The organism is Marivita geojedonensis (genome assembly GCF_002115805.1).
GTDB lineage: Bacteria > Pseudomonadota > Alphaproteobacteria > Rhodobacterales > Rhodobacteraceae > Marivita > Marivita geojedonensis.
Genome location: NZ_JFKC01000001.1, coordinates 246852 through 271738, shown reverse-complemented (window position 1 = coordinate 271738; position 24887 = coordinate 246852). Strand labels below are relative to the sequence as shown.

Annotated in this window: 30 protein-coding genes; 23 read left to right on the top strand and 7 right to left on the bottom strand. The window is 59.3% G+C overall.

Annotated features, from left to right (window positions below; translation table 11 throughout):
• Positions 1-37 precede the first annotated feature (37 nt).
• A complete protein-coding gene (gene gloB, locus MGEO_RS01450; RefSeq protein ID WP_085634911.1) occupies positions 38-805 on the bottom strand; it encodes a hydroxyacylglutathione hydrolase in 768 nt (255 codons plus the stop codon).
• A gap of 62 nt (positions 806-867) precedes the next feature.
• Here gloB and MGEO_RS01445 point away from each other — a divergent pair, with 62 nt between their 5' ends.
• From MGEO_RS01445 to MGEO_RS01410, 8 genes are all read left to right on the top strand, one after another.
• Positions 868-1632, top strand: coding sequence for a methyltransferase domain-containing protein (locus tag MGEO_RS01445; RefSeq protein WP_085634910.1), 765 nt, complete (start codon positions 868-870; stop codon positions 1630-1632).
• Between the two features lie 22 nt (positions 1633-1654).
• Positions 1655-2500 (top strand): PhzF family phenazine biosynthesis protein, encoded by an 846-nt coding sequence (locus MGEO_RS01440; RefSeq protein ID WP_085634909.1) that lies wholly within the window; start codon positions 1655-1657, stop codon positions 2498-2500.
• A 316-nt stretch (positions 2501-2816) separates the two neighbouring features.
• Positions 2817-3383 carry a F0F1 ATP synthase subunit delta gene (locus tag MGEO_RS01435; protein ID WP_085634908.1) on the top strand — a complete coding sequence of 189 codons (567 nt, stop codon included), beginning with the start codon at positions 2817-2819 and terminating at the stop codon, positions 3381-3383.
• Positions 3384-4922, top strand: coding sequence for a F0F1 ATP synthase subunit alpha (gene atpA, locus MGEO_RS01430; RefSeq protein WP_085634907.1), 1539 nt, complete (start codon positions 3384-3386; stop codon positions 4920-4922).
• A gap of 12 nt (positions 4923-4934) precedes the next feature.
• On the top strand, positions 4935-5816 hold the full coding sequence (locus MGEO_RS01425; protein WP_085634906.1) for a F0F1 ATP synthase subunit gamma: 882 nt from the start codon (positions 4935-4937) through the stop codon (positions 5814-5816).
• Between the two features lie 16 nt (positions 5817-5832).
• Positions 5833-7257: a F0F1 ATP synthase subunit beta gene (gene atpD / locus MGEO_RS01420; protein WP_085634905.1), complete on the top strand. Its 1425-nt coding sequence runs from the start codon at positions 5833-5835 to the stop codon at positions 7255-7257.
• A 63-nt stretch (positions 7258-7320) separates the two neighbouring features.
• Complete coding sequence (locus MGEO_RS01415) at positions 7321-7755, top strand: F0F1 ATP synthase subunit epsilon (protein ID WP_085634904.1); 435 nt, start codon at positions 7321-7323, stop codon at positions 7753-7755.
• Positions 7756-7860: 105 nt separating this feature from the next.
• Positions 7861-8211: an H-type lectin domain-containing protein gene (locus MGEO_RS01410; protein ID WP_085635236.1), complete on the top strand. Its 351-nt coding sequence runs from the start codon at positions 7861-7863 to the stop codon at positions 8209-8211.
• 135 nt (positions 8212-8346) lie between these two features.
• Here the strand turns inward: MGEO_RS01410 and MGEO_RS01405 are convergent, their stop codons facing one another.
• Positions 8347-8601: a hypothetical protein gene (locus MGEO_RS01405; RefSeq protein WP_085634903.1), complete on the bottom strand. Its 255-nt coding sequence runs from the start codon at positions 8599-8601 to the stop codon at positions 8347-8349.
• Positions 8602-8801: 200 nt separating this feature from the next.
• Positions 8802-9812 (bottom strand): ribose-phosphate pyrophosphokinase, encoded by a 1011-nt coding sequence (locus MGEO_RS01400; protein ID WP_085634902.1) that lies wholly within the window; start codon positions 9810-9812, stop codon positions 8802-8804.
• A gap of 105 nt (positions 9813-9917) precedes the next feature.
• Between MGEO_RS01400 and MGEO_RS01395 the strand changes: the two genes are divergently transcribed.
• The 9 genes from MGEO_RS01395 to rpsO all read left to right on the top strand — a co-directional run bounded on the left by MGEO_RS01395 (position 9918) and on the right by rpsO (position 15613).
• Positions 9918-10517 (top strand): 2-hydroxychromene-2-carboxylate isomerase, encoded by a 600-nt coding sequence (locus tag MGEO_RS01395; RefSeq protein ID WP_085634901.1) that lies wholly within the window; start codon positions 9918-9920, stop codon positions 10515-10517.
• Entirely contained in the window at positions 10517-11329 is an 813-nt protein-coding gene (locus tag MGEO_RS01390; protein WP_085634900.1) for an alpha/beta fold hydrolase, read from the top strand. The genes MGEO_RS01395 and MGEO_RS01390 overlap by 1 nt, the downstream gene beginning before the upstream one ends.
• Before the next feature lie 70 nt (positions 11330-11399).
• Entirely contained in the window at positions 11400-12323 is a 924-nt protein-coding gene (locus tag MGEO_RS01385; protein ID WP_085634899.1) for a thioredoxin family protein, read from the top strand.
• A gap of 27 nt (positions 12324-12350) precedes the next feature.
• On the top strand, positions 12351-12995 hold the full coding sequence (locus tag MGEO_RS01380; protein ID WP_085634898.1) for an LON peptidase substrate-binding domain-containing protein: 645 nt from the start codon (positions 12351-12353) through the stop codon (positions 12993-12995).
• Positions 12992-13174 (top strand): Trm112 family protein, encoded by a 183-nt coding sequence (locus MGEO_RS01375; RefSeq protein ID WP_085634897.1) that lies wholly within the window; start codon positions 12992-12994, stop codon positions 13172-13174. Before MGEO_RS01380 ends, MGEO_RS01375 begins: the two co-directional genes overlap by 4 nt.
• Before the next feature lie 71 nt (positions 13175-13245).
• Positions 13246-14154, top strand: coding sequence for a tRNA pseudouridine(55) synthase TruB (gene truB / locus MGEO_RS01370; protein ID WP_085634896.1), 909 nt, complete (start codon positions 13246-13248; stop codon positions 14152-14154).
• A gap of 29 nt (positions 14155-14183) precedes the next feature.
• On the top strand, positions 14184-14711 hold the full coding sequence (locus tag MGEO_RS01365) for a DUF1643 domain-containing protein (RefSeq protein WP_085635235.1): 528 nt from the start codon (positions 14184-14186) through the stop codon (positions 14709-14711).
• Between the two features lie 79 nt (positions 14712-14790).
• Positions 14791-15192, top strand: a complete 402-nt coding sequence (locus MGEO_RS01360) for a hypothetical protein (RefSeq protein WP_085634895.1) — start codon at positions 14791-14793, stop codon at positions 15190-15192.
• Positions 15193-15343: 151 nt separating this feature from the next.
• Positions 15344-15613, top strand: coding sequence for a 30S ribosomal protein S15 (rpsO, locus tag MGEO_RS01355; protein WP_085634894.1), 270 nt, complete (start codon positions 15344-15346; stop codon positions 15611-15613).
• A gap of 228 nt (positions 15614-15841) precedes the next feature.
• Here rpsO and MGEO_RS01350 read toward each other — a convergent pair whose 3' ends face one another.
• Positions 15842-16117 carry an N-(5'-phosphoribosyl)anthranilate isomerase gene (locus tag MGEO_RS01350; protein ID WP_233139525.1) on the bottom strand — a complete coding sequence of 92 codons (276 nt, stop codon included), beginning with the start codon at positions 16115-16117 and terminating at the stop codon, positions 15842-15844.
• A gap of 161 nt (positions 16118-16278) precedes the next feature.
• Between MGEO_RS01350 and pnp the strand changes: the two genes are divergently transcribed.
• Both pnp and MGEO_RS01340 read left to right on the top strand, forming a co-directional pair.
• Positions 16279-18420, top strand: coding sequence for a polyribonucleotide nucleotidyltransferase (pnp, locus tag MGEO_RS01345; RefSeq protein ID WP_085635234.1), 2142 nt, complete (start codon positions 16279-16281; stop codon positions 18418-18420).
• An 82-nt stretch (positions 18421-18502) separates the two neighbouring features.
• Positions 18503-19042, top strand: a complete 540-nt coding sequence (locus MGEO_RS01340; protein ID WP_085634892.1) for a CIA30 family protein — start codon at positions 18503-18505, stop codon at positions 19040-19042.
• A gap of 143 nt (positions 19043-19185) precedes the next feature.
• Here the strand turns inward: MGEO_RS01340 and MGEO_RS01335 are convergent, their stop codons facing one another.
• Positions 19186-19872 (bottom strand): response regulator transcription factor, encoded by a 687-nt coding sequence (locus MGEO_RS01335; protein ID WP_085634891.1) that lies wholly within the window; start codon positions 19870-19872, stop codon positions 19186-19188.
• A gap of 158 nt (positions 19873-20030) precedes the next feature.
• On the opposite strand from MGEO_RS01335, the gene ribA reads away from it, so the two are divergent.
• Genes ribA through MGEO_RS01315 form a run of 4 tightly spaced genes read left to right on the top strand, consistent with a single transcriptional unit; the run spans position 20031 to position 23017 of the window.
• Positions 20031-21119, top strand: coding sequence for a GTP cyclohydrolase II (gene ribA / locus MGEO_RS01330; RefSeq protein WP_085634890.1), 1089 nt, complete (start codon positions 20031-20033; stop codon positions 21117-21119).
• Positions 21116-21622 carry a L,D-transpeptidase family protein gene (locus tag MGEO_RS01325; protein ID WP_085634889.1) on the top strand — a complete coding sequence of 169 codons (507 nt, stop codon included), beginning with the start codon at positions 21116-21118 and terminating at the stop codon, positions 21620-21622. Before ribA ends, MGEO_RS01325 begins: the two co-directional genes overlap by 4 nt.
• A 25-nt stretch (positions 21623-21647) precedes the next feature.
• Positions 21648-22229, top strand: a complete 582-nt coding sequence (locus MGEO_RS01320; protein WP_085634888.1) for a uracil-DNA glycosylase family protein — start codon at positions 21648-21650, stop codon at positions 22227-22229.
• On the top strand, positions 22226-23017 hold the full coding sequence (locus MGEO_RS01315) for an SseB family protein (protein ID WP_085634887.1): 792 nt from the start codon (positions 22226-22228) through the stop codon (positions 23015-23017). The genes MGEO_RS01320 and MGEO_RS01315 overlap by 4 nt, the downstream gene beginning before the upstream one ends.
• A gap of 36 nt (positions 23018-23053) precedes the next feature.
• Here MGEO_RS01315 and MGEO_RS01310 read toward each other — a convergent pair whose 3' ends face one another.
• Both MGEO_RS01310 and MGEO_RS01305 read right to left on the bottom strand, forming a co-directional pair.
• Complete coding sequence (locus MGEO_RS01310) at positions 23054-24061, bottom strand: P1 family peptidase (RefSeq protein WP_085634886.1); 1008 nt, start codon at positions 24059-24061, stop codon at positions 23054-23056.
• Between the two features lie 85 nt (positions 24062-24146).
• Positions 24147-24887 (bottom strand): SDR family oxidoreductase, encoded by a 741-nt coding sequence (locus tag MGEO_RS01305; protein ID WP_085634885.1) that lies wholly within the window; start codon positions 24885-24887, stop codon positions 24147-24149.

The window sequence follows — 24887 nt, the reverse complement described above, 5'->3', positions numbered from 1 at the left end:
AGCGCATCGATTGCACACAAGTTCTTGTGAATTTGCCTCAGAAGCGATCTTTGCGAGCGCGTATTTCGGCAAATACCTCTGCCGGCGCCGCGCCGATCATGTCGAGATGGGCCTGGATTGCGGGGTCAGCGGCGCGCAGGAAGGGGTTTGTCGCCACTTCTTCGGAAAGTTTGCTGGGAACCGTCGGTTGGTTTCCGCTACGCAATGCATTTATGCGGTCTATGCGTGCTTTCAAGGCGTCATTGTCAGGGTCCACGGTGATGGCGAAGCGCGCGTTGGCCTGGGTGTATTCATGCCCCGAACAGATAATCGTTTCCGGATCGAGCGCGGCCAGCTTTTGCAGGCTGTCCCACATCTGCCCGGCGGTGCCTTCAAAAAGACGACCGCATCCAAGCGCCATGAGGCTGTCCGCCGTGAATGCATAGCCGGAATTCGGAACCACAAAGGCGATGTGGCCGATTGTATGTCCGGACACGTCCAGAACATCCACGACTTCGCCACCGAATTCAAAGCTGTCGCCGTCAGCAACTTCGCGGTTGAGCGTAGGCAGCCTGTGCCTGTCAGACTTTGCGCCGGTGACTTTGGCATCGCACGTCTTGAGCAGATCCTCGACCCCACCGATGTGATCATGGTGATGATGGGTCAGCCAGATTTCGGTCAGCGTCCAGCCCCGCTTTGCGAGTTCGTCCAGAATCGGCTCGGCCTCCGGCACGTCGATACAGGCGGTCGCACCACTCGCACTGTCATGCAGCAGATAGGTGTAATTGTCAGACAGCGCGGGCAGGGTGACAAGTTCAAGGGGCATGGCGTTTCTTTCCGTCGTGGTTACATTGCTTCATACCTAGGCCAATTGGACCGGAGGCCCAAATGCATCTCGACGTGCAACGACTGCACAACTTCTACTATCGGAGTGCAATCGGGCGTGTGGCGCAGCGCGTTGTGCGGGATCAGGTCAAGACGTTCTGGCCGGAAGCCAAACATCAATCCGTTGGCGGATTTGGTTTCGCGGTGCCATTGCTGCGCCCCTACCTGGCCGATGCGCGCCGGGTGATCGGGTTGATGCCGGCGCAGCAGGGGGTGATGCCTTGGCCGGCAGGAATGCCCAATGTCTCTGTTCTTTGCGAAGAGACCCTTTGGCCCATCGAGACAGGACGTTTCGACAAGCTGGTCCTGATGCATGGTCTGGAAACGTCGGAGCGGCCATCGGCTTTGCTCGAGGAATGCTGGCGCGTTCTTGGACCGGGAGGCAAGGCACTCTTCATTGTGCCAAATCGTTCCGGATTATGGGCACGCTCAGATGCTACGCCCTTCGGATACGGGCGCCCCTACTCCATGGGGCAACTCGAAGCCCAGTTGAAAGCCCATGATTTCGCACCACAGAGGCACACGGCCGTACTCTACCAGCCACCCTCCACGCGACGTTTCTGGATGAAGACCGGGCGTATCTGGGAACAGATGGGTCGGAGCGTGTCGGCGCTGGTCGCAGGAGGTGTCCTGATGGTGGAGGTCACCAAAGCCAGCCCCACACCCGGAGGATCGAAGGTCGAAAACCGGGTTCTTAATCCGTTGGGCAACCTTGTTCCGACACCCTCCGCCAAACCGGCGAGGGCAATGGTCAAAGCTGAGAAATAGGTTAGACGGAGCAGGAGAGCCGATGCGGGAAAGACGTTTCATCCAGACAGACGTGTTCGCGTCGGAACCGACCGCGGGCAACGGCCTTGCAGTGGTTCTTGATGCCGAAGGTCTGAGCGACACTCAGATGCAGGCCTTTGCTGCATGGACGAACCTGGCAGAAACCACCTTTGTCTTTCCGCCATCGGTGGCCGACGCGGATTACCGAGTTCGCATCTTCACGCCGGGCCGCGAAATGCCCTTCGCAGGCCATCCGACGCTGGGGACGTGCGCGGCGTGGTTGCACGCTGGTGGCGTGCCTCGGAATGCCAAAAGGGTCATCCAGGAATGTGCGATCGGGCTGGTCGAGATTGACATGACCGGCGATGTACCGGCTTTCGTCGCGCCTGCGACCGAAGTCGCTCCATTGGACGAAGGCATAGAGGTAGATCTTTGCAAGGCGCTGAGGATCGATCCAGCACGTGTGGTCCGGTCTGCAGCTTTGGACAATGGTCCGCAATGGAAGGTTCTGGAACTCATTGATGCGTACGATGTCCTTGGCATCGACGCCGATCTGGTGCGTTGGCCAACCTATTCAGGGCTTGGCGTTATCGGTCGCTACCCCGCCGGATCGCGCTGCGATTACGAAGTACGCAATCTGACGCCTTCGAGTGGAATGAGCGAGGATCCGATCACGGGATCACTGAACGCGGCAATTGCCCAGTGGATGTGGAGCGATGGACGCCTCAATCGGGACTTGGTCATCGCTCAGGGGACCTGCATAGGCAGAAAGGGTCGCGTGTTTGTTCGACTCGATACGACCCACGCGGAACGTGTTCTGATCGGCGGACACTCAATGGTTGTGATCGATGGAACGGTCCGAATCTAGCTTGTGGTGCCAATAACGCAGAGTGCCCAAATTATGGGCGCTCTTGGCAATCCGGCGATCAAGGCGGTGAGGAATCGCTGTTTCGCAGCAAAACTGACAGGAAATCTCATCTTTTCGGGGGCGCAATAAGTCGCAGTTGCGCCAAGTCCTTAAAAATAAGGGGTTTGGTGCTTCACACGAAAACACCTTACCGTGTTGCGGGCTTGGAACGCCTCTGCTACATCCGCGCTGATTTCTATGCCAAGCGGCATTTGCCAAACTGAAAACGCCTCTGACCACCGGTAACGCGGGGGATCGGAGGCAGAATAGCGGAAGGGTGGACGTGTCTGAACCAGCATCCATTTCCTCTGGCATCGCAGAACGCTATGCCATGGCGGTCTTTGACCTCGCCAAGGAGGGTAAAGAGCTCGACAAGCTCGAAGCCAACCTCGACGATCTGTCGGCCGCGCTTGCAAGCAGTCCAGAACTGACAGACCTGATCCATTCGCCGGTTTACAGCCGCGATGCGCAGGCCAACGCGATTTCGGCGGTTTCCGCCAAGATGGGCCTCACCAAGACAATGCAGAACGTGCTGGCGCTGATGGCGTCGAAGCGCCGCCTCTTTGTGCTGCCGCAAATGATCACCCGCCTGCGCGACCTGATCGCGGAAGAAAAGGGCGAAGTGACAGCCGATGTGGCGTCTGCCGTCAAACTGACAGCGGCCCAGTCAAAAGAACTTGCCAAGACGCTCAAGGCGAAAGTCGGCAAGGACGTTAAGATCAATGCGACCGTTGATGAATCCCTCATCGGCGGTCTTGTCGTTAAAGTGGGCTCGAAGATGATCGATACCTCGATCCGCTCCAAGCTCAACTCCCTCCAGAATGCAATGAAAGAGGTCGGATAAATGGGTATCCAAGCAGCCGAGATTTCTGCGATCCTTAAGGAGCAGATCAAGAACTTCGGGCAGGACGCCGAAGTCACCGAGGTGGGCCGCGTCCTTTCCGTTGGTGACGGTATTGCGCGCGTGTACGGCCTCGACAACATCCAGGCCGGTGAAATGGTCGAATTCCCGGGTGGAATTCGCGGCATGGCGCTGAACCTTGAATCCGACAACGTCGGTATCGTTATTTTCGGTTCCGACCGTGACATCAAGGAAGGCGACACCGTCAAGCGGACCAACGCCATCGTGGACGTTCCGGTGGGCGACGAGCTGCTGGGCCGCGTTGTTGACGGTCTGGGCAACCCGATCGACGGGAAGGGGCCGATCAACACCAAGAACCGCTCCATCGCGGACGTGAAAGCCCCGGGTATCATCCCGCGTAAGTCGGTGCACGAACCGATGGCGACCGGCCTTAAGGCCGTTGACTCGATGATCCCGATTGGTCGTGGCCAGCGTGAGCTCATCATCGGTGACCGTCAGACCGGTAAGACTGCCGTTGCTCTGGACGCAATCCTGAACCAGAAATCCTACAACGACGCTGCTGGCGATGACGAGAGCAAGAAGCTCTACTGCATCTACGTTGCCGTTGGCCAGAAGCGTTCTACCGTGGCGCAGCTGGTGAAGAAGCTCGAAGAGAGCGGCGCGATCGAATACTCGATCGTCGTGGCGGCAACCGCGTCCGACCCGGCGCCGATGCAGTTCCTCGCACCCTACGCTGCGACGTCGATGGCCGAGCACTTCCGTGACAACGGTCGCCATGCACTGATCATCTACGATGACCTGTCCAAGCAGGCCGTTGCGTACCGTCAGATGTCCCTGCTGCTGCGTCGCCCGCCGGGCCGTGAAGCGTACCCGGGTGACGTTTTCTACCTCCACTCGCGCCTGCTCGAGCGTTCGGCAAAGCTGAACGAAGACAACGGTGCAGGATCGCTGACAGCTCTGCCGATCATTGAAACTCAGGGTGGTGACGTTTCGGCGTTTATTCCGACCAACGTGATCTCGATCACTGACGGTCAGATCTTTCTTGAAACCGAACTCTTCTATCAGGGTATCCGCCCGGCCGTGAACACCGGTCTGTCGGTTTCTCGTGTGGGCTCGTCCGCTCAGACCAAGGCAATGTCCTCGGTTGCCGGTCCTGTGAAACTGTCTCTTGCGCAGTATCGCGAAATGGCGGCCTTCGCGCAGTTCGGTTCCGACCTTGACGCAGCCACCCAGCAGCTTCTGAACCGTGGTGCGCGTCTGACCGAACTGATGAAGCAGCCGCAGTATTCGCCGCTCACCAACGCGGAAATCGTCTGCGTGATCTTCGCGGGTACGAACGGATACCTCGACAAGGTTGCCGTTTCCGATGTGGGCCGTTTCGAAGCAGGTATGCTTGCACACCTGCGCGGCAAGCATCAGGCGCTGCTCGACGACATCACCAACAACGACCGTAAGGTGAAAGACGAGCTGGCCGACAAGATCAAGGCCGCGCTGGACGAATACGCCGCCGACTTCTCGTAAGGAGACGAGGCAATGCCAAGTCTTAAGGACCTGAAAACAAGGATCGAGTCGGTCAAATCGACCCGCAAGATCACCAAGGCCATGCAGATGGTGGCCGCCGCAAAACTGCGGCGGGCACAGGATGCTGCCGAAATGGCGCGCCCCTACACAGAGCGGTTCAATGCCGTGATGGGTGCGCTGGCAGCAAGCGTGGGCGACAGCGACAGCGCGCCGAAGCTGCTGAGTGGCACTGGCAAGGATGACGTGCATTTGCTCGTCGTCATGACGGCGGAACGTGGCCTGTGCGGCGGCTTCAATGCGAACATCGCGAAGCTGGCCAAGCAGAAGGCGACAGAGCTGAAAGCAAAGGGCAAGACCGTCAAAATCCTGACAGTCGGCAAAAAAGGCCGTGACGCGATGAAGCGTGACTTCGGCAGTCTGTTCATCGGTCACATCGACCTGAGCGATGTAAAGCGGATTGGCTACGCGGATGCGCAGGGCATCGCCAAGGACATCCTTGGCCGCTTTGATGCAGGCGAGTTCGACGTGGCGACGATCTTCTTCGCGAAGTTCGTCAACGTGGTCAGCCAGACGCCCACAGCGCAGCAGATCATCCCGGCCGCGTTCGACGCGCCCGAAGATGGGTCGGCTGAAGCGACAACGCTCTATGACTACGAGCCGGACGAGGAGGCGATCCTCGCGGATCTTCTGCCGCGTGGTGTCGCAACGCAGATCTTCGCTGCACTGCTCGAAAACGGCGCCTCTGAACAGGGCGCCCGGATGAGCGCGATGGACAACGCTACGCGGAACGCGGGCGAGATGATCGACAAGCTCACCATCGAATTCAACCGTTCACGTCAGGCCGTGATTACCAACGAACTGATCGAAATTATCTCGGGCGCCGAGGCGCTCTAAGAACCGGAGACGAAACATGGCAAACGCAAAAGGCAAAATCACGCAGGTGATCGGCGCCGTCGTGGACGTTCAGTTCGACGACCACCTGCCGGCTATTTTGAACTCGCTGACCACTGACAACAACGGCAAGACGCTCGTTCTCGAAGTGGCCCAGCACCTTGGCGAAAACACCGTGCGTACCATCGCGATGGACGCAACCGAGGGCCTCGTCCGCGGTCAGGAAGTTGTCGACACAGACGGTCCGATCTCGGTCCCGGTGGGCAACGCAACGCTCGGTCGTATCCTTAACGTCGTCGGTGAGCCGGTGGACGAAGGTGGCCCGGTTGAAGCGGATGAATACCGCCCGATCCACCAGCCTGCTCCTGAGTTCTCCGAACAGTCTACCGAGTCGGAAATTCTCGTGACCGGCATCAAGGTGATCGACCTGCTCGCGCCGTACGCGAAGGGTGGTAAGATCGGCCTCTTCGGCGGTGCCGGCGTGGGCAAGACCGTTCTCATCATGGAACTGATCAACAACATCGCGAAAGTGCACTCGGGTTACTCGGTGTTCGCGGGTGTGGGTGAACGGACCCGTGAGGGCAACGACCTCTACCACGAGATGATCGAATCCAACGTTATCAAGCCGGACAACCTTTCGGAGTCGCAGGTGGCCCTGGTCTACGGTCAGATGAACGAGCCTCCGGGTGCGCGTGCCCGTGTTGCCCTGACCGGTCTGACACTGGCCGAGCAGTTCCGCGACCAGTCCGGTACCGACGTTCTGTTCTTCGTGGACAACATCTTCCGCTTCACACAGGCCGGTTCCGAGGTGTCCGCTCTCTTGGGTCGTATCCCTTCCGCTGTGGGCTACCAGCCGACACTGGCAACCGACATGGGCGCGATGCAGGAACGCATCACCTCGACCAAAGCTGGCTCGATCACCTCGATCCAGGCCGTCTACGTGCCTGCGGACGACCTTACCGACCCGGCGCCTGCGACAACCTTCGCGCACCTCGACGCTACAACCGTTCTGTCGCGTGCGATTTCCGAGCTCGGCATCTACCCCGCTGTGGACCCGCTCGACTCGAACTCGCGTCTGATGGACCCGCAGATCGTGGGCGAAGAGCACTACAAGGTTGCCCGTGACGTTCAGGGGATCCTCCAGCGCTACAAGTCGCTTCAGGACATCATCGCGATCCTCGGCATGGACGAACTGTCCGAAGAGGACAAGATGACCGTGGCCCGTGCCCGCAAGATCCAGCGCTTCCTGTCGCAGCCGTTCGACGTGGCGAAGGTTTTCACCGGTTCCGACGGTGTTCAGGTTCCGCTCGAAGACACGATCTCTTCGTTCAAAGCTGTTGTGGCCGGCGAGTACGATCACCTTCCGGAAGGCGCCTTCTACATGGTTGGCGGCATCGAGGAAGTGAAAGCCAAAGCCGAAAAGATGGCGGCAGACGCAGCCTAAACCGGGCGTTCAAAAGTCCTCGCGGAAGTTTTCGCGGGGACGACACCCAAAAGGAGATCACACATGGCAGAGACCATGCAATTCGATCTGGTCAGCCCCGAGCGCAGCCTGATGTCGGCGCAGGTCAAATCTGTGCAGATCCCCGGTGCCGATGGTGACATGACGGCAATGCCGAACCACGCACCGCTGATCACGACGCTGCGTCCCGGCATCCTTACGGTCGAAACCGAAAAGGGCACCGAGGAATTCGTCGTCACAGGTGGTTTCGCGGAGCTGGGTGAGAGCCTGTCTGTCCTCGCGGAGCGGGCGCTGCCGAAAGGCGATGTGGATCAGGCGACCTATGAAGCGATGGTTGATGAGGCTCAAGCCGCGTACAACCAGACCAAAGAGACCTTCAAGAACGAGCCCGGTCCGGTCGATGACGCAGCCAAGCTGCTCGCCGACATGGTGGCTGTCGGTGGCCATATCGGTCTGTCGCCGAAACAGCCGTCTCTCTGAGAACGCTATCGTTTCCAAAATCAAAGCCCCGCGATGCAGCGGGGCTTTTTTCGTTTTTTCAGAGGGCGGCATGCAGTAGACCCTGTGATCATTTGGAATATTGGCATGCAGATCATTCAGGGATCACGATTGGGAATTGCGCAGGGCTCCGTCGATTTGTTTTCGGATTTCGAACAGGGCGGTGAGATGTGGACCGGCGAGGGCTCGCGCGAACGGCGTCAGCGAATCCATTTTGACCATCCTTTTGCGGAATTACCCATGGTGCATGTGTCACTGACACTCTGGGATATGGACAGTGCGCACAACGTCCGGGCGGATCTCTCGGCAGAAGATATCAGCAAGACCGGGTTCGACGCTGTCTTCAGAACATGGCTCGATACGCGCGTTGCGAGAGTGCGGATGTCTTGGATCGCGATGGGACCTGTGTCGAATGATGATGACTGGGACGTGCTCTGAAGCCTGTCATCAGCTCGGTCGTGGATTACGTCACTGCCTTTAAGACGGTTTCCCTTCAGGGGATCGGTTCCAGGCCTGCTACACATTCGAACACTACTCATCGATTGGTTCCAGTCCTCAGCCTCAAAGGGCCGATCAATCCAAAAGGATGAGCTGTTTCACCTGTGCCATGATGGCTCGATGGCATTCGCGTGCCGTTGCCCCTACAAAAATCGCAGCGCGGGTGCCCCACGTGTAGATCGCCCAGATTGATCTGGCCGTCAGGATGGGATCCAAGGACGGTCTGAATTCATCCGTCTCTTGTCCGTGCGTGATGATCGCGGCCACTGCTTCCTTGAAGTTCGCGCGAACGCTTTGATTGTCGTTTCGGTCTCTGGTGGCCAGACCCAAGAATAGCTTTGCATGACCGACAGGAGCCGTGTGTCCTCGGTGTCGCCATCAAGCCACGAGAGAATGACGTCCTCCAACTGGCCACGGGTCGGAAGCATCTTTTCGATTTGCATGATGGTTTAAGACCGGAACACAGGCTCCAACCGGCGGCGCGCAATGCACCACCGTTCATTCGTGGATCGGTCTTGGAATTTAACCTGTCAGAGGATGCCTTCGTAGATCGGGCCGAGAGTATCGGTCTCGAAAAGCGATGACACGGACGTTCCGTTCCAGATGTTCAGGATTGCCTGTGCGAACATCGGTGCTGTGGGAACGATACGGATGTTCTTTGCGGCAGAAACGGCTTCGGTCGCTTGGATCGAGTCTGTGATCACCAGAGATTTCATCACAGATTTGGTGATCCGGTCGACCGCCGGCCCCGACAAAACGCCATGAGTAATGTAGGAATGAACTTCGGTCGCACCGTGCTCCATGAGCACTTCCGCCGCCTTACAAAGTGTCCCGGCTGTGTCGCAGATGTCATCTACGATGATGCACTTCTTTCCGGTAACGTCGCCGATCACGGTCATTTCAGCCACTTCGCCGGGTTTCTCGCGACGCTTGTCCACGATCGAAAGCGGCGCATTGATCCGCTTGGCCAACTCCCGCGCGCGGGCCACGCCGCCCACATCCGGAGAAACCACCATCACATCTTTCAGCCCGTCCTTGAATTGTTCCATGATGTCGAGAGCAAAGATCGGAGACGCATAGAGGTTGTCCACCGGGATATCGAAGAAGCCCTGAATCTGCGCCGCGTGAAGATCCATGGTCAGAACCCGTTCGACTCCGGATTCGACGATCATATTCGCCACCAGTTTTGCGCTGATCGGGGTGCGCGCTTTGGAACGGCGGTCCTGACGGGCATATCCGAAATAAGGAATTACGGCAGTGATGCGCGCGGCCGAGGAACGGCGGAGCGCGTCGGCCATGATCAGCAACTCCATCAGGTTATCGTTTGCGGGGTTGGACGTCGGTTGAATGATGAACATATCCTCACCGCGGACGTTCTCGTAGACCTCGACAAAGATCTCTTGATCGTTGAAGCGTTCGACCCGCGCATCCACCAGCCCGACATTCATTCCGCGATACATCGTCATGCGGCGCGCGATGCCTTTGGCCAAAGGCATATTGGCATTGCCAGATATCAGTTTGGGTTCAACAATGCTGGGCATGGCGGCAGGCTCCGTAGACAGTCAGTTATGACAGATTCGTGACGTTGCGCTCGCCTTAGCATGGGCCTACCGTCGCGCAAAGCAACACACGCCCGGAGGGACCAAATGGCCCACATTGATTACTTTTTCTCAACACTCTCGCCATTCACCTATCTTGCGGGCACGCGAATGGAGGAGGTTGCGGCAAAGCACGGGGCAACGATCACCTACAAACCGGTGGATGTAACGACGCTTTTCGGACGAACAGGCGGCACACCTCCGAAGGAGCGCCATCCCAGCCGACAGGAATTGCGGGCGCAGGAATTGACCCGGCAATCGAAAAAGCTGGGGATGCCGTTGAACCTGCAGCCTGCATTCTGGCCGACAAATGCAGCGCCGTCTTCATATGCGATCATCGCGGCGCAGAACGCCGGTGGTGGTGATCTTGGAGCGTTGGTGCATGGGTTTCTGCGTGCCGTATGGGCTGAGGACAAAGACATCTCGCAGGATGACGTGGTGCGCGCGATGCTTGCAGATGCAGGTTTCGATCCGGGGTTGGCGGACAGCGGTCTTCTGACAGGGGCCGAGACCTATGCTGCAAATCTCGAAGAGGCGGTGACTCGCGGTGTGTTCGGCGCACCTTTCTACATCACTGATGACGGCCAGCGTTTCTGGGGACAGGATCGTATCGCTGATCTGGATCTACACCTGTCGGGACAGCTTTGATGCCCGACGCGATACGCGGAGGGTTTCCCGTTCACCTGCGACGTTTCGGTACCGGGAGGGATCCAGCCCTCTTGCTGCATTGTGCTTTGGCCCATTCCAAGGCCTGGACTCCGCTGGCACAACAGTTCTCGGACCGACTGACGATGCTCGCCCCGGACATGCCAGGCCACGGACGCAGCGCCAGGTGGGACCACCGACAGGACCTGCATGATCAGGTTACCGCTATTGCGCGTGACTGTCTGGGGGATGGTGGCCATGTGATTGGCCACAGTTTCGGGGCGACCGTTGCATTGCGGCTTGCAATCGAGGCACCGGAGGCGGTCCGAAGCCTGACGCTGATCGAACCTGTTCTATTTGCTGCTGCCGGAGAGAGCGCGTCAGACGTGCTGCGCGGCTATATCAACGAGACCGAGGCATTCAACGCCGCGCTTGCCCGTGACGACTGGACCAGAGCGGCAATAGATTTCATTCGGATCTGGGGTGACGGGCGTCCCTGGGAGGCTCTGACCGAGCGTGAGCAGGAGCTTTTCGCCTCACAAATGCATTTTATCCGCGAGACCGAGGCCTGTCTTCTGAAAGACAGTGCCGGATTGCTATTGCCGGGGCGGCTGGAATCCATTCGCTGTCCGGTCCACCTCATCCGGGGCGGGTCAAGTGTTCCAATCATCGCGGCGATTCATCGAACGCTTGCCGGTCGCATACCCGGAGCGCGCGACTGTGTGATCGCCGGGGCCGGGCATATGGTCCCGATCACGCACCCGATACCGGTCGCCCGCGAAATCGCCCCTCTGCTTGACCTCGCATCAGCCTGACCCCTTGCAAGACGGACATGGGTGCGCCATCTACCGCATGACACGACGGCAGCGGTGACAGGAGACGCGTATGATCGAACTCGGACAAGGCCCGGCGCAGACCGACCTGATCAAGGATGTATCGCAGGATGCGTTCATGGCCGAAGTTATCGATGGCAGCATGGACACTCCGGTCATTGTTGATTTCTGGGCGCCCTGGTGTGGCCCGTGCAAGACGCTTGGCCCGATGCTGGAAGCCGAAGTGGTTGCCGTGCGCGGCGCGGTAAAGATGGCCAAGGTCAATGTTGATGAAGCGCAAGGGCTGGTTCAGGCGCTCGCGCAACAGGGCCTCCCAATCCAATCCATCCCGACTGTGGTGGCCTTCGTCCAGGGGCGTCCGGTGGACATGTTCCAGGGCGCGCAACCTGCCTCCGAGATCAAGGCGTTCGTCGATCGCGTTGTAAAGGCAGCGGGTGGGGATGCCAGCGGCGGGCTGGATGAGGCCGTCGAGGCAGCGGAAGAAATGCTTGAGGCAGGCGCTGCGGTCGATGCGATGCAGACCTTCTCTGCCGTTCTTCAGGAAGATCCGAATCATGCCCGAGCCTATGCCGGTTTGGTACGCTGCGCTCTGGCAACTGATGATCTTGACCAAGCTGAAGCCATTCTGAACGGTGCGCCTGCCGAGATTGCCACGTCCGCCGAGATCGAGGCAGTTCGCGCGCAGCTCGAGTTGGCCAAGCAGGCGAGCAATTCCGGCCCCGTGGCGGAACTGCAGGCTGCAGTTGAAGCGGACCCCGACAACCATCAGGCCCGTTTCGATCTGGCTCAGGCGCTTTATGCGAAGGGCGACGGCCAGGCTGCCGTGGATCACCTGCTGGAACTCTTCCGGCGTGACCGCGAATGGAATGATGGCGCTGCCAAAGCACAGTTGATGACCATCTTCGAAGCGTTGAAACCGAATGATCCGGTGGCACTTAACGGACGCAGACGTTTGAGCTCGATGATATTTGCCTGATCGGCGACGCAGGCTACGTCTCTGCTCATGACAAGAGTTGCCGAATTGCCAGGGTCCATCCCAGTATTTCCGTTGCCCGGGGCGCTGCTGCTGCCCCGCGCACGGCTGCCATTGCATCTGTTCGAACCTCGCTATCTGCAGATGCTTGAAGATGCTTTGAAAACACCTGCACGGCTGATCGGCATGGTGCAGCCCAATGCTCGACCCAACGGCAGCAAGGATGCGTTGCATCGCATCGGCTGTGCCGGGCGTGTGACACAGTTTTCGGAAACCGAAGACGGGCGATACATGATCACGCTCACGGGCATTTCGCGGTTCCGGCTTGCGGAAGAGGTCGAAGGGTTCACGCCGTACAGAAAATTCGACGTGACCTGGGGCGGATTTGAACGGGATCAGGGCGGCCCGGAACACGACCGCGGTTTCGACCGCGATGGGTTCATGCATCTGCTCGACCGTTATTTCACGGCGCGGGACCTTTCCGCAGACTGGCCTACGCTCAAGGATGCCGACGACGAGCTGTTGATCAATTCCCTGTCGATGCTGCTGGATTTCGAACCGGAAGAGAAGCAGGCCCTGTTGGAAGCGCCGTCGTTGTCGACACGACGTGAAACGCTCGTCACACTGATCGAATACGCCCTGCGCGGGGGACAGTCCGAGGATATCCTGCAATGAACGACACACCGGGTTTTGACCGAAGAATGCTGGAAGCGCTGGTTTGTCCGCAAACGCAGGGCCGCTTGGAGTATGATGCGGCGAAACAGGAACTGATCAGTCGCAGCGCACATCTGGCATACCCGATCCGGGACGGTATTCCGATCATGCTTATCGACGAAGCGCGCGACCTCGACTGACACTTTTCCTCGAATTGACAGGCTGACTCCCCTGAGATACCTCGCCGGACTTCAAGACACGCGAGGATGACATGGGACGCAAACGCAAGGGACGCGATATTTCGGGGTGGCTGGTGGTGGACAAACCCGCTGGTGTCACCTCTACGGCTGTCGTGAACAAAGTGCGCTGGGCGTTTGATGCCAAGAAAGCAGGGCATGCAGGAACGCTCGACCCGGATGCTACAGGTGTATTGGCAGTGGCCCTCGGAGAGGCCACGAAGACCGTGCCGTACATAACTGACGCGCTCAAGGCATACGAATTCACCGTACGGTTCGGAGAGGCAACCCGGACAGACGATGCCGAAGGCGACGTAATCGCCACGTCGCCGCTGCGCCCGAGCGACGATGACATCAAGGAAGCGCTGCATGGTTTCGTCGGGGAGATCATGCAGGTGCCACCGCAGTTCTCAGCCGTGAAGATCGATGGGGAGCGGGCATACAAACTGGCACGCGACGGTGAGGATATAGACTTGGCCGCGCGCCCGCTCTGGGTCGAGGAACTGACCTTGCTCGACCGCCCGGACGAGGACCATGCCGTTTTGATGATGGTTTGCGGTAAGGGTGGGTATGTGCGGTCCATCGCACGGGATTTGGGCGAGACACTCGGCTGTTTGGGCCATGTCCGCACCTTGCGTCGCATCTGGTCCGGCCCGTTTTCGACAGATGATGCGCTGAGCCTTGAGCAAATTGATGCCATGGCAAAGTCTTCGGAACTCGATACGTTTCTGAAACCGTTGCAAACCGGTCTGGCCGACCTGCCGGAACTGTCCTGCAACGCCGAAGCCGCGACCCGGTTGCGCAATGGAAACCCGGGTAAGGTAATCACCTCTGGCGTGGACTACGGAGAAGAGTGCTGGGTGTCGCTCGATGGCGTTCCCGTTGCCGTAGGCCGCTACAAGGCAGGCGAAGTGCATCCGACTCGGGTGTTCGTCACAACATGACGTCTCTGCCATCGGATCTGCAGGCACAAATGGTACACCGCATGCATGAGGCGGAAGGCTGTTTGTCCGAGGTCTGGTATTCGACCTGCGATCGTTATCGCTATGGCTTGTCGCGTGTCTGGGACAGGACCGCGCCACGGATGCTGTTTGTCATGTTGAACCCGTCCACCGCGGATGAGCACCGCAACGACCCAACCGTTGCGCGGTGCGAAACGCGGGCACGCCGAATGGGCTTCGGGGCGGTCATGGTTGCGAATATCTTTGCGTTTCGCGCAACGTTTCCGGATGATCTCAAACGGGCGAAGGCTCCTATTGGCAAATTGAACGATTCCGTACTGGAGCATTGGAGCGGCCTGGCGGAGATGACGATCGCCGCATGGGGCGTACACGGAAGTCACCGGAGCAGAGCCCAATCGGTGGCACGCGGGTTCACCGGAAAGTTGCACCATCTCGGACTGACGAAAGATGGCCATCCCCGCCATCCGCTTTATGTGTCCTTCGACACAGCACCAAAGGCTTGGCCGCTGTCAGAGAGGTATCCTCAGGGTCAGACGTGAAGGGACTCCGGGTCGTGGGCAAGGTTTCCTTTACCCCTCGCGTTTAGTGTGTGCGCAATCACGTTCTCTGCAGGTTTCAATGCTGCCGTATTTCTTTGTGCTTGTGTGCCTCGTCGCCGTTTCGTTGGTGCCCTTTGCCCATCGCCGCCGGACACCGGAGCCTCTCTCTGATACCGGGGCGGGTCGATACGGACGTCCGCCGCCCGGGTGGCCGGATGTCCCTGTTGACGCTTTGGAACTCTTTCGACCGACTGGGCGCATCAATTCCATCGACGACCGCAAGATCGCACCGCAACGGGTGGCAACATTTGGCGAAGCGGAACGCTCCGTTCTCTCGTTGGTCGGGGCTGGGGCAGGCGCCCATCCAAAGATCACAATGCGATTGTGTCCCGAGGATCCGGAATGGATCGATGTGGTTCTCGATGGAAAAGTGGCTGTGCAACTGCCAGTTTGCGCGCTGATCGCGCGACCCGCCGCTTGACGGTGGGCTGGCCGGCGATCTTGGGGCTTTCCTCGCAAGCCGATATCGCCTATACGCGCGCATCCGCACATGTGCGGAGATTCTCCATAGGCCCTGCTGGACGACATCCCGGCTTGTGCCATTCACATCAAACCTTCGAAAGGAGACCCCGATGTCGATCACTGCTGAAGAAAAGAACCGCCTGATCAAGGAATTCGCAACGAAGGAAGGCGACACCGGTTCGCCCGAAGTTCAGGTTGCTATCCTGACAAGCCGGATCGCTACACTGACTGAGCACTTCAAGACCCACAAGAAAGACAACCATTCTCGTCGTGGTCTGCTCAAACTGGTTGCGCAGCGTCGTAAGCTTCTGGACTACACCAAGGCGAAAGACGAAGAGCGGTATCAGAACCTGATCCAGCGTCTGGGCATCCGCCGCTAAGACCTTCAGGACATGTCTCGCCTTGCGTGGGACAAAACTATTCGGATTGGCCGCGCAGAGTTTTGCGCGGCTTTTTCGTTCTGTGCTCCGCCAGACGAATTTATCCGGTTATCTAAATCCTATCTTAATCAGAATCCCCGAATTTTCGCAGAAAATTCGGGGCGCGAACAAGGATACAGGTTAAGTGTCCCCGCGCATTGACCTTGCCGTTCTTGGCAGAGCTGTCCATCACAGCCAGCGACGTACGGGTGCATCTGAACAAATGACGATGAATTGACCTGCACATTCAAGCAGATGAAAGCCGCGCTGTTCCACTTCGAGAACAAATCGCTCCCGTCCGATTTCGCGTTCCACCCACGGAACGGCACGCCGTACGATCCCACCCTTTGTTACGGCTTTCGCGGCGAAGACCTGTTCGATCCAATTTTCGGGACAGTCACGTTCCATAATTTCCATGCCATAGCCTTGCCTGTCGCCGGTTAAGCTTCGGTAAAGACCCATCATCGTCCCTTTCCAAAGCGCGCGTAATCCTGTAAGGCCCGCACATCTGAGACGTGACGCTGTGACCCCGGCGCATGACATGGATGAAGGGGTCGGCGGCAATGGGGCCGCCATTCAAACGGGAGACCCGGAGGGCCGGGAGTGCTCCCATACAGGAAACGATGATGTTCAACATTACGACGAAAAGCATGCAGTGGGGCGAGGAAACGCTCACACTGGAAACGGGCAAGGTTGCCCGTCAGGCCGATGGCAGCGTGATCGCTACCCTCGGCGAGACGTCTGTCATGGCCAACGTGACGTTCGCCAAGCAGCCGAAACCGGGTCAGGACTTCTTTCCGCTGACCGTCCACTACCAGGAAAAATACTACGCTGCGGGCAAAGTCCCGGGTGGCTTCTTCAAGCGCGAGGCGCGTCCGACCGAAAAGGAAACGCTGACCGCGCGCCTGATCGACCGTCCGATCCGTCCGCTCTTTGTGCCGGGCTTCAAGAACGAAGTTCTGGTGATGTGCACCGTGCTCAGTCACGATCTGGTCAACGACCCGGACATCGTGGCGATGATCGCGGCGTCTGCAGCCCTGACCATTTCCGGCGCGCCGTTCATGGGCCCGATCGCGGGCTGCCGCGTGGGCTATGTCGACGGCGAATACATTCTCAACCCCGAGGTCGAGGATATGGATCAGCTGCGCAACAACCCCGAGCAGCGTCTCGACCTCGTTGTTGCGGGCACCAAAGACGCCGTGATGATGGTGGAATCGGAAGCCTACGAACTGACTGAGGACGAAATGCTGGGTGCGGTGACTTTCGCGCACGAGCAGATTCAGCCGGTGATCGACCTCATCATCTCGCTGGCAGAAGAAGCTGCGAAAGAGCCATTCGACTTCCAGCCGCCGGATTATTCCGATCTTTATGACGCGGTGAAAGCGGCCGGCGAAGACAAGATCCGCGCAGCCTATGCGATCACCGACAAGCAGGAGCGCACATCCGCTGTCGCCGATGCCAAAGCGGCGATCATGGAAGCGCTGACCGAAGAGCAGCTTGAAGACGCAAACCTCGGCTCCGCGCTGAAAAAGCTCGAAGCTTCCGTTCTGCGTGGCGATGTCGTCAAGACCGGCAAGCGGATCGACGGTCGCGCGCTGGATGAAGTGCGTGATATCGTCTGTGAAACCGGCCTGCTGCCTCGTACGCATGGCTCCGCGCTCTTCACACGTGGTGAAACTCAGGGTCTGGTTGTGACCACGCTCGGAACCGGCGATGACGAACAGATCATCGACGCGCTGCACGGGAACTTCCGGTCGAACTTCCTGCTGCACTACAACTTCCCGCCCTATTCGGTTGGTGAAGCCGGCCGCGTCGGCCCTCCGGGACGTCGCGAAATCGGTCACGGGAAGCTCGCATGGCGTGCCCTTCAGGCGGTTCTGCCCGCAGCTACGGATTTCCCCTACACCATTCGCGTGGTGTCCGAGATCACGGAATCCAACGGTTCGTCCTCGATGGCGTCGGTCTGCGGTGGTTCCCTGTCCATGATGGATGCGGGTGTTCCTCTCAAGTCCGCTGTGGCTGGTGTGGCCATGGGTCTGATCCTCGAAGAGGATGGCTCTTACGCGGTTCTGACCGATATCCTCGGAGATGAAGACCATCTTGGCGATATGGACTTCAAAGTGGCAGGGACCGAAAACGGCATCACCTCGCTGCAGATGGACATCAAGGTCGCGGGCATCACGCCCGAGATCATGAAGACCGCCCTCGCTCAGGCCAAGGCAGGCCGGATGCACATCCTCGGCGAAATGGCCAAGGCACTCACCGGCGCTGCCGAGTTCTCGATCCACGCGCCGCGTATCGAGACCATGCAGATCCCGACCGACAAGATCCGCGAAGTGATCGGCTCGGGCGGTAAGGTCATCCGCGAGATCGTCGAAGTCTCCGGTGCCAAGGTCGACATCAACGACGACGGCATCATCAAGATCGCCAGCCCGAATGGTGAAGCGATTCAGAAGGCCTATGACATGATCCATTCGATCGTGGCAGAGCCGGAAGAAGGCCATATCTACAAGGGCAAGGTCGTGAAGATCGTCGACTTCGGCGCCTTCGTGAACTTCTTTGGCAAACGCGATGGCCTGGTGCATGTGTCTCAGATCGAGAACCGCCGCCTGAACCATCCGTCGGATGTGTTGAAGGAAGGCCAGGAAGTCTACGTGAAGCTTCTGGGCTTCGATGACCGCGGCAAGGTTCGCCTCGCCATGAAGATGGTCGATCAGGAAACCGGCGAAGAAATCGCGCCGGAGAAAAAGAAGGAAGACGCCGAGTAATTCGCGTCTTGTCAAGTTGTTGAAATGAAAGCGCTCCTTCGGGGGCGCTTTCTTTATTTGCACAATGAGCTAAGTCCCCGTCATGGGATGGAAAACGCTGGTAGGTGGTCTGATGCTTGCAGGACAGGTGGTTGCGGAAACCACATTCGAAGATTTCAGCGGCGATGCAAATGCGCGCTGGACCTATGTCTCAGACAGCGTCATGGGCGGTGTTTCGACGGGTACGGCTGGGATCATCGGACAGGGACTTGACGCAATGATCCATCTTCGGGGACAGGTCAGCACCGATAACAACGGCGGTTTCATCCAGGTGCGCCGACGATTTTCCGAAAGCTGGCCTGACTCGGTCCAAGGATTGCGCCTCACGGTCAAGGGAAATGGCGCACGGTATCATGTGTTCCTCAAGACACCGCGGTTGTCCCGCGTATGGCATTCATACCGCGCGTCTTTCGTGGCACCCGTCAGCTGGCAGACCATCGACATTCCTCTGGATATGTTCAGTCCGTCGCATATGGGCATTCCAGCGATGTTTTCCGCGTCAGAGGTAAACAGCCTTGCGATTGTTGCATATGGCGATGACTTCGAAGCCGATGTGTCGGTACGCGAAATCAGTCTTTACTAGAAAAAAGACCCCGGAAAAATCCGGGGCCAGGTCCAACAGGGAGGTGCATATGATGACCCGCATATGCGACGGGAACTGTTGATATCCGGATTAAAGATACGCGTATCATGCTTCTTTGATCTGAATCAAAATCGACGAAGGTCTTAAGACACCAGCCGGTAGCCCCCCGACTCCGTAACCAGCAAACGCGCGTTTGAGGGATCCGGTTCAATCTTTTGACGCAGTCGGTAAATATGGGTTTCCAGCGTGTGCGTCGTGACACCGGCGTTATACCCCCAGACTTCATGCAGCAGAGTGTCGCGGGCCACCACACCGTCGGTCGAACGGTAGAGAAACTTGAGAATGTTTGTCTCTTTCTCGGTCAGGCGGATCTTCTTGTCATCCTCCGTCACCAGCAGTTTCATCGACGGTTTGAACGTATACGGTCCGAGAGAGAAGACCGCGTCTTCGGATTGTTCATGCTGGCGCAGTTGCGCACGAATACGAGCGAGGAGCACCGGGAATTTGAACGGCTTGGTGACATAGTCATTGGCGCCGGCGTCAAGGCCAAGGATCGTATCGGCATCGGAGTCATGACCCGTGAGCATCAGCACAGGCGCTTTTACCCCCTGCTTACGCATCAGCCGGCATAGTTCGCGCCCGTCTGTGTCTGGCAAGCCCACGTCAAGGATGATCAGATCGTAAAGCTGTTCTTTTACACGACCCATCGCGGCGGTTCCGCAATCGGCCTCGAACACTTCGAAGTCTTCGGTTATCACGAGTTGCTCTGCAAGCGCCTCGCGCAGGTCGTCGTCGTCATCGACCAGAAGGATATTCTTGAGCTGTGCCATGTCGGTGTGTCTCCATCGCTTTCCCGTGACATGGGCAAGGCGTTGCACGCGGGCAAGAATTGCTGCAAGTGTTTCACGGCCTCGTGTATGAAGGGGGCAATTGTTTCATAAATCGGGGTCTTTTGTTGCAATGCCCCCCTTGGGTTATCATCGCACACATGACGCTCTCACCCGACATTACCGATCTTTTGGCTCGCGCGCGGGCTGATCTGCGCATGGGTGTGCCGGTGGTTCTCGGATCGGATCATGGGCTGCTGGTGCTGTCTGTGGAGTCTCTGGGCCCACAGCGTTTGGCCGACGTGATCGCGCTTGGCCCCGATGTCGATCTTGTTCTGACAGGGCGCCGCGCGACGACCCTCAAGGCGCCGGCTTACGACGGTGACATCGCGCGGGTGGCCTTGCCAAAGGACGCGACCCTCGAATGGGTGCAGGCTGTCGCTGATCCAGCGGATGATCTGAGCCATCCGATGAAGGGACCGCTGCGTATCCGGCGTGACGGTGACGCGCAGTTGCACCGGTTGGCGGTCACGCTTGCCAAGTCCGCGCGGCTCCTGCCTGCGGTCGTTACTGCCCCGGTTGAGGATGCTGCAGAATTTGCATCTGATCATGCACTCACGAGGATCGATCCCGACACGGCTGCGCCACGATTGGGAGCCTCCGTTCTGTTTGAAGAGGTTGTCGCCGCGCGGGTGCCACTGCGCGCGGCACAGAACGCCCGCCTGCACGTCTTCCGTCCCGAAGATGGATCGGAAGAGCACTACGCCATCGAAATCGGCCATCCCGACCGGGTGAAACCGGTTCTTGCTCGCCTGCACTCGGCATGCTTCACGGGCGATCTTCTGGGAAGTCTGAAATGCGACTGCGGACCACAGCTCAATGCGGCCCTCGAGGCCATGGGTGAGGCCGGCGAAGGCGTTCTTCTATATCTCAATCAGGAAGGGCGCGGGATCGGCCTCGCCAACAAGATGCGTGCCTATGCCCTGCAGGATCAGGGGTTCGACACGGTCGAGGCCAATCACCGGTTGGGCTTTGAAGATGACGAACGGGATTTCCGCATCGGCGCGGAACTGCTGCGCAAGCTGGGGTTCGGGTCGGTCCGGCTGATGACGAACAATCCGGCCAAGATTGCGATGATGGAGAAACAGGGCATCACCGTCGCTGAACGTGTGCCGCTGAAAGTCGGGGAAAACCCGCACAATACAGACTATCTCGCCACCAAGGCGCGCAAGTCAGGGCATCTTCTGTGACGCCGCAGGACATGGTTCTGACCCGTCAGGGTCTGCGCTTCATGGGGCGCATGTGGCCTTGCACCATCGGCAAAGGCGGTATCCGAGCCGACAAGCGCGAAGGCGATGGCGCGACGCCTGTCGGGGTGCATCGGATTGTTGGCTTTCTCTACCGTCCCGACCGGATGGCACGTCCCGTGGATTGGGCACTGCCGATCCGACCGGGGGATCTGTGGTCCGACGATCCCACGCACGAGGATTACAACCTCCTGGTGCGTGCGCCTTACCCCTATAGCCACGAAACCCTGCGCCGGGCTGATCCACTCTATGATCTGGTTTTGCTGACCGACTGGAACTGGCCGCGCGCCGAAAAGGGCCGGGGGTCGGCGATTTTCCTGCATCGCTGGCGTCGTCCCGGCTATCCGACCGAAGGCTGTGTTGCGTTCCGACCGGATCATCTGAAGCGGATCGCCGGACTGATCCGCTATGAGACCCGGCTGATCGTGCCCGCCTCATTGACCTGAGGCGCGGGACATTACATCTGGACGCATGACCGTTCAGGACCGCCTTTCCAACTGCACATTGTGCGCCGACCGTTTCGCCGCCACCGCAACCCGTCACAGGCCGAAGCCCGTGGTCTGGTTCCGACCGGGCGCGCGGCTGCTGATCTGTTCACAGGCGCCAGGGATGCGCGCGCACATCAGCCGCAAGCCTTTTGACGACCCGTCAGGCGACCGCCTACGGGATTGGTTGGGCCTCGATCGTGCTGCGTTCTACGATAAGAGCCGCATTGCTATTGTTCCGATGGGTTTCTGCTTTCCCGGCTATGATGCGGCGGGTTCTGATCTGCCGCCCCCCGCGATTTGCCGCAAGACGTGGCATGTGGAAGTGCTGGACCACGTCGGAGATGTGCCGCTGAAGCTGGTCGTTGGCGGCTATGCGCACAAATACCACCTTGGGACCAAGGCAGGTGTGACCGAAACCGTACGTTCATGGCGCGACCATTGGCCGTCGGTTCTGCCCTTGCCGCATCCAAGCTGGCGCAATACGGCATGGATCAAGAAAAACCCGTGGTTCGAGGCCGAGGTGCTGCCCGCTCTGCGCGCCCGGGTGCAGGAGGTGATGGCATGAGTTTGCAAACCCCGTTGGATCACGCCCATGCGGCGATGGAGGCGGCCCCTGATGCGGACGCGCTGCGTCTGCGGTTCTACGACCGTTTGGCCGAAGCCGAACTGTTTCTGATGCTCGTCCGCGAGGCTGAGGGTGATCAGGCAGAACCGGAGCTTTTCGATCTGGGCGATGCGCGGTTTGTGCTGGTGTTTGACACCGAGGATCGTTTGGGCGCTTTCGCGGGCCGCGTGGTGCCATATGCCGCTTTGTCGGGGCGTTCCATTGTCGGGATGCTGGCCGGGCAGGGGATCGGTATCGCGCTGAACCCCGAAGTTGCGCCGTCCTCAATCCTGCTGCCCGCGGAAGCAGTGGATTGGTTGGCGGAAACCGTGGCGCAAGGCCCATCCGAGGCAGAAGCGCGTCCGGAAGAATTGCGCGCGCCGGGGGCGTTGCCGGATGGTCTGCTCGAAGCGATTGACGCCAAGCTGCGCACGGCAACCGGTCTGGCCCGGCGCGGCTATCTCGCCGAAGTGGTCTATGACACCGGTGCGCGTGGACATCTGATCGGGTTTACCGGCGCTGTCCCCGGTGCAGAAGGGGCATTGGCCCGAGCCATACAGGAAGCGCTGGTGTTTTCCGGCCTGGAAGCCGCAGCGCTGGATGTGGTGTTCTTGCGCGACAGCGATCCGGTGACGGCGCAGTTGGCGCGGGTTGGTTTGCGCTTTGACCTGCCGGAACCCGAAGCGCCCGCGCGCATCGAGCGCGTCGCGCCGGGGAGTGATCCTGAGAAACCGCCGATCCTGCGGTGAGCAAACCCCAATGATGGAGTTTGCAAAACTGAAGGGTCAGTTTTGCCCCAGTTCCTGACGGAAGGTCGGTAGAGCGTCACCGGTGCTCGGTGTCGCCTCCCAGATCGCGCGAGCTATTGCGCGCGCCATGCAGGTCGCGGCGTAGTGCCCAAGCAAAGGCATTACCTCGTCGGAGGGCGGGCCGCGTCGTGCGGTGCTGGATGCAAAGATCAGATCGCCGTCATAGGGCGTGTGCGAGGGCACCAGTGCCCGCGCGAACCCGTCATGCGCTGCCGTGGCCAATCTTTTGCATGCCGCTTTGTCCAGCGTGGCATCGGTGGCGACGACACCGATGGTGGTATTGCCATGCTGCGCCATCGCCGCAGTCTTGCGACTGGGCGGAAGGTTTTGGAGATTGGAAGTCGGATCAGGCCCCAGCCTACCGAACTCATCACCGATCTCGAAGGGTGCCGCCCAGAAGTGTCTTCCGGATGGCGTTGTTGCACTTCCCAATGCGTTCACCACCACGAGCGCGCCGATGGTGGTGCCATCTGGTAAGACCATCGACGCGGACCCCAACCCTCCCTTGTGCTGGGCATCGGTTGCACCGGTTCCGGCACCTGCTGTACCGAGGGCGAAGTCTTGGCCTGTTTCGGTCAGCGCCTGTCGCCCCAGCGCTGGATAGGGGTTCTCTGCCCAGCCTTTTTGCCCGTTGTTCAGAAGATCGAAGATGATCGCAGCCGGAACAATCGGCACACGGGCCGAATGCACCTGAAACCCGCGCCCCTGTTCGGCCAGTGCGTCCATCACGCCCTGCGCGGCGGCCAGACCAAATGCTGACCCGCCGGACAGAACGATGGCATCAACCCCCGGCACGGTCTTGTCGGGTTCCAGCAGATCAGTGTCCCGTGTCCCCGGCGCGCCGCCCATCACGGCGTAGCTGGTGGTCATGGGGCCGTCTTCGGACAGCAGTACGGTGGTGCCGGATTTGAGGCTGTCGTCCTGTGCATTGCCGACGGCCAGACCGGTAACGTCGGTGATCAGATTGCGCGGGCCGGGTATCATGTCGGCGCTCCACCATTGGGAACGTCGGAGTGAGGGGCCAGCCCCTCACACTCCCCGAGGTATTTTTGAAACAGAGAAGACGGGGTCATATGCAACGGCCCCCGTCGACTTCCATGCAGACGCCGGTGATCATGCTGGCCTCGTCCGAGCAGAGAAAGGCGGCGGCGTTGCCAAGGTCTTCGGGCTGAGAAAAGCGACCCAGCGGTATGGTCGAGAGGAATTTCGCCCGCATCTCGGGGGTGTCCTCACCCATGAAGCTCTTGAGGAGAGGCGTTTCCCCCGCCACCGGGTTGAGCGCGTTGACGCGGATGCCATCGGGCGCAAGTTCAACCGCCATGGTTCGCGTGGCAGTGATCATCCAGCCTTTGGAGGCGTTGTACCAGTTCAGGCGCGGGCGCGGGGAGACACCGGCGGTGGAGGCGATGTTGAGGATATTGCCGGAGCCGCGGTGCTTGAAATGCGGCACCAGACTCCGCGCGCTGAGGTACACGGATTTGCAGTTCACGGCAAAGATACGGTCGAAATCTTCTTCGCTGATGTCTTCCAGTGGTCCCGGTAAGTGAGTCACGCCGGCATTGTTCACCATGATGTCGACATGGCCCATCGTCTTGATCGCGGTTTCGATCATGTCGGCGACCTGATCGCCGTTTGACACATCGGCGGTGTGAGCGTGGCCGCCTATCTCGGTTGCAATGGCTTGAGCCGCGTCAGTGTTCAGATCGACCACCATGACCCTTGCCCCTTCGGCAGCGAACTTGCGCGCGATGCCTGCGCCAAAGCCGGACGCGGCCCCGGTTACGATGGCGGTCTTGTTCTTGAGCCTCAT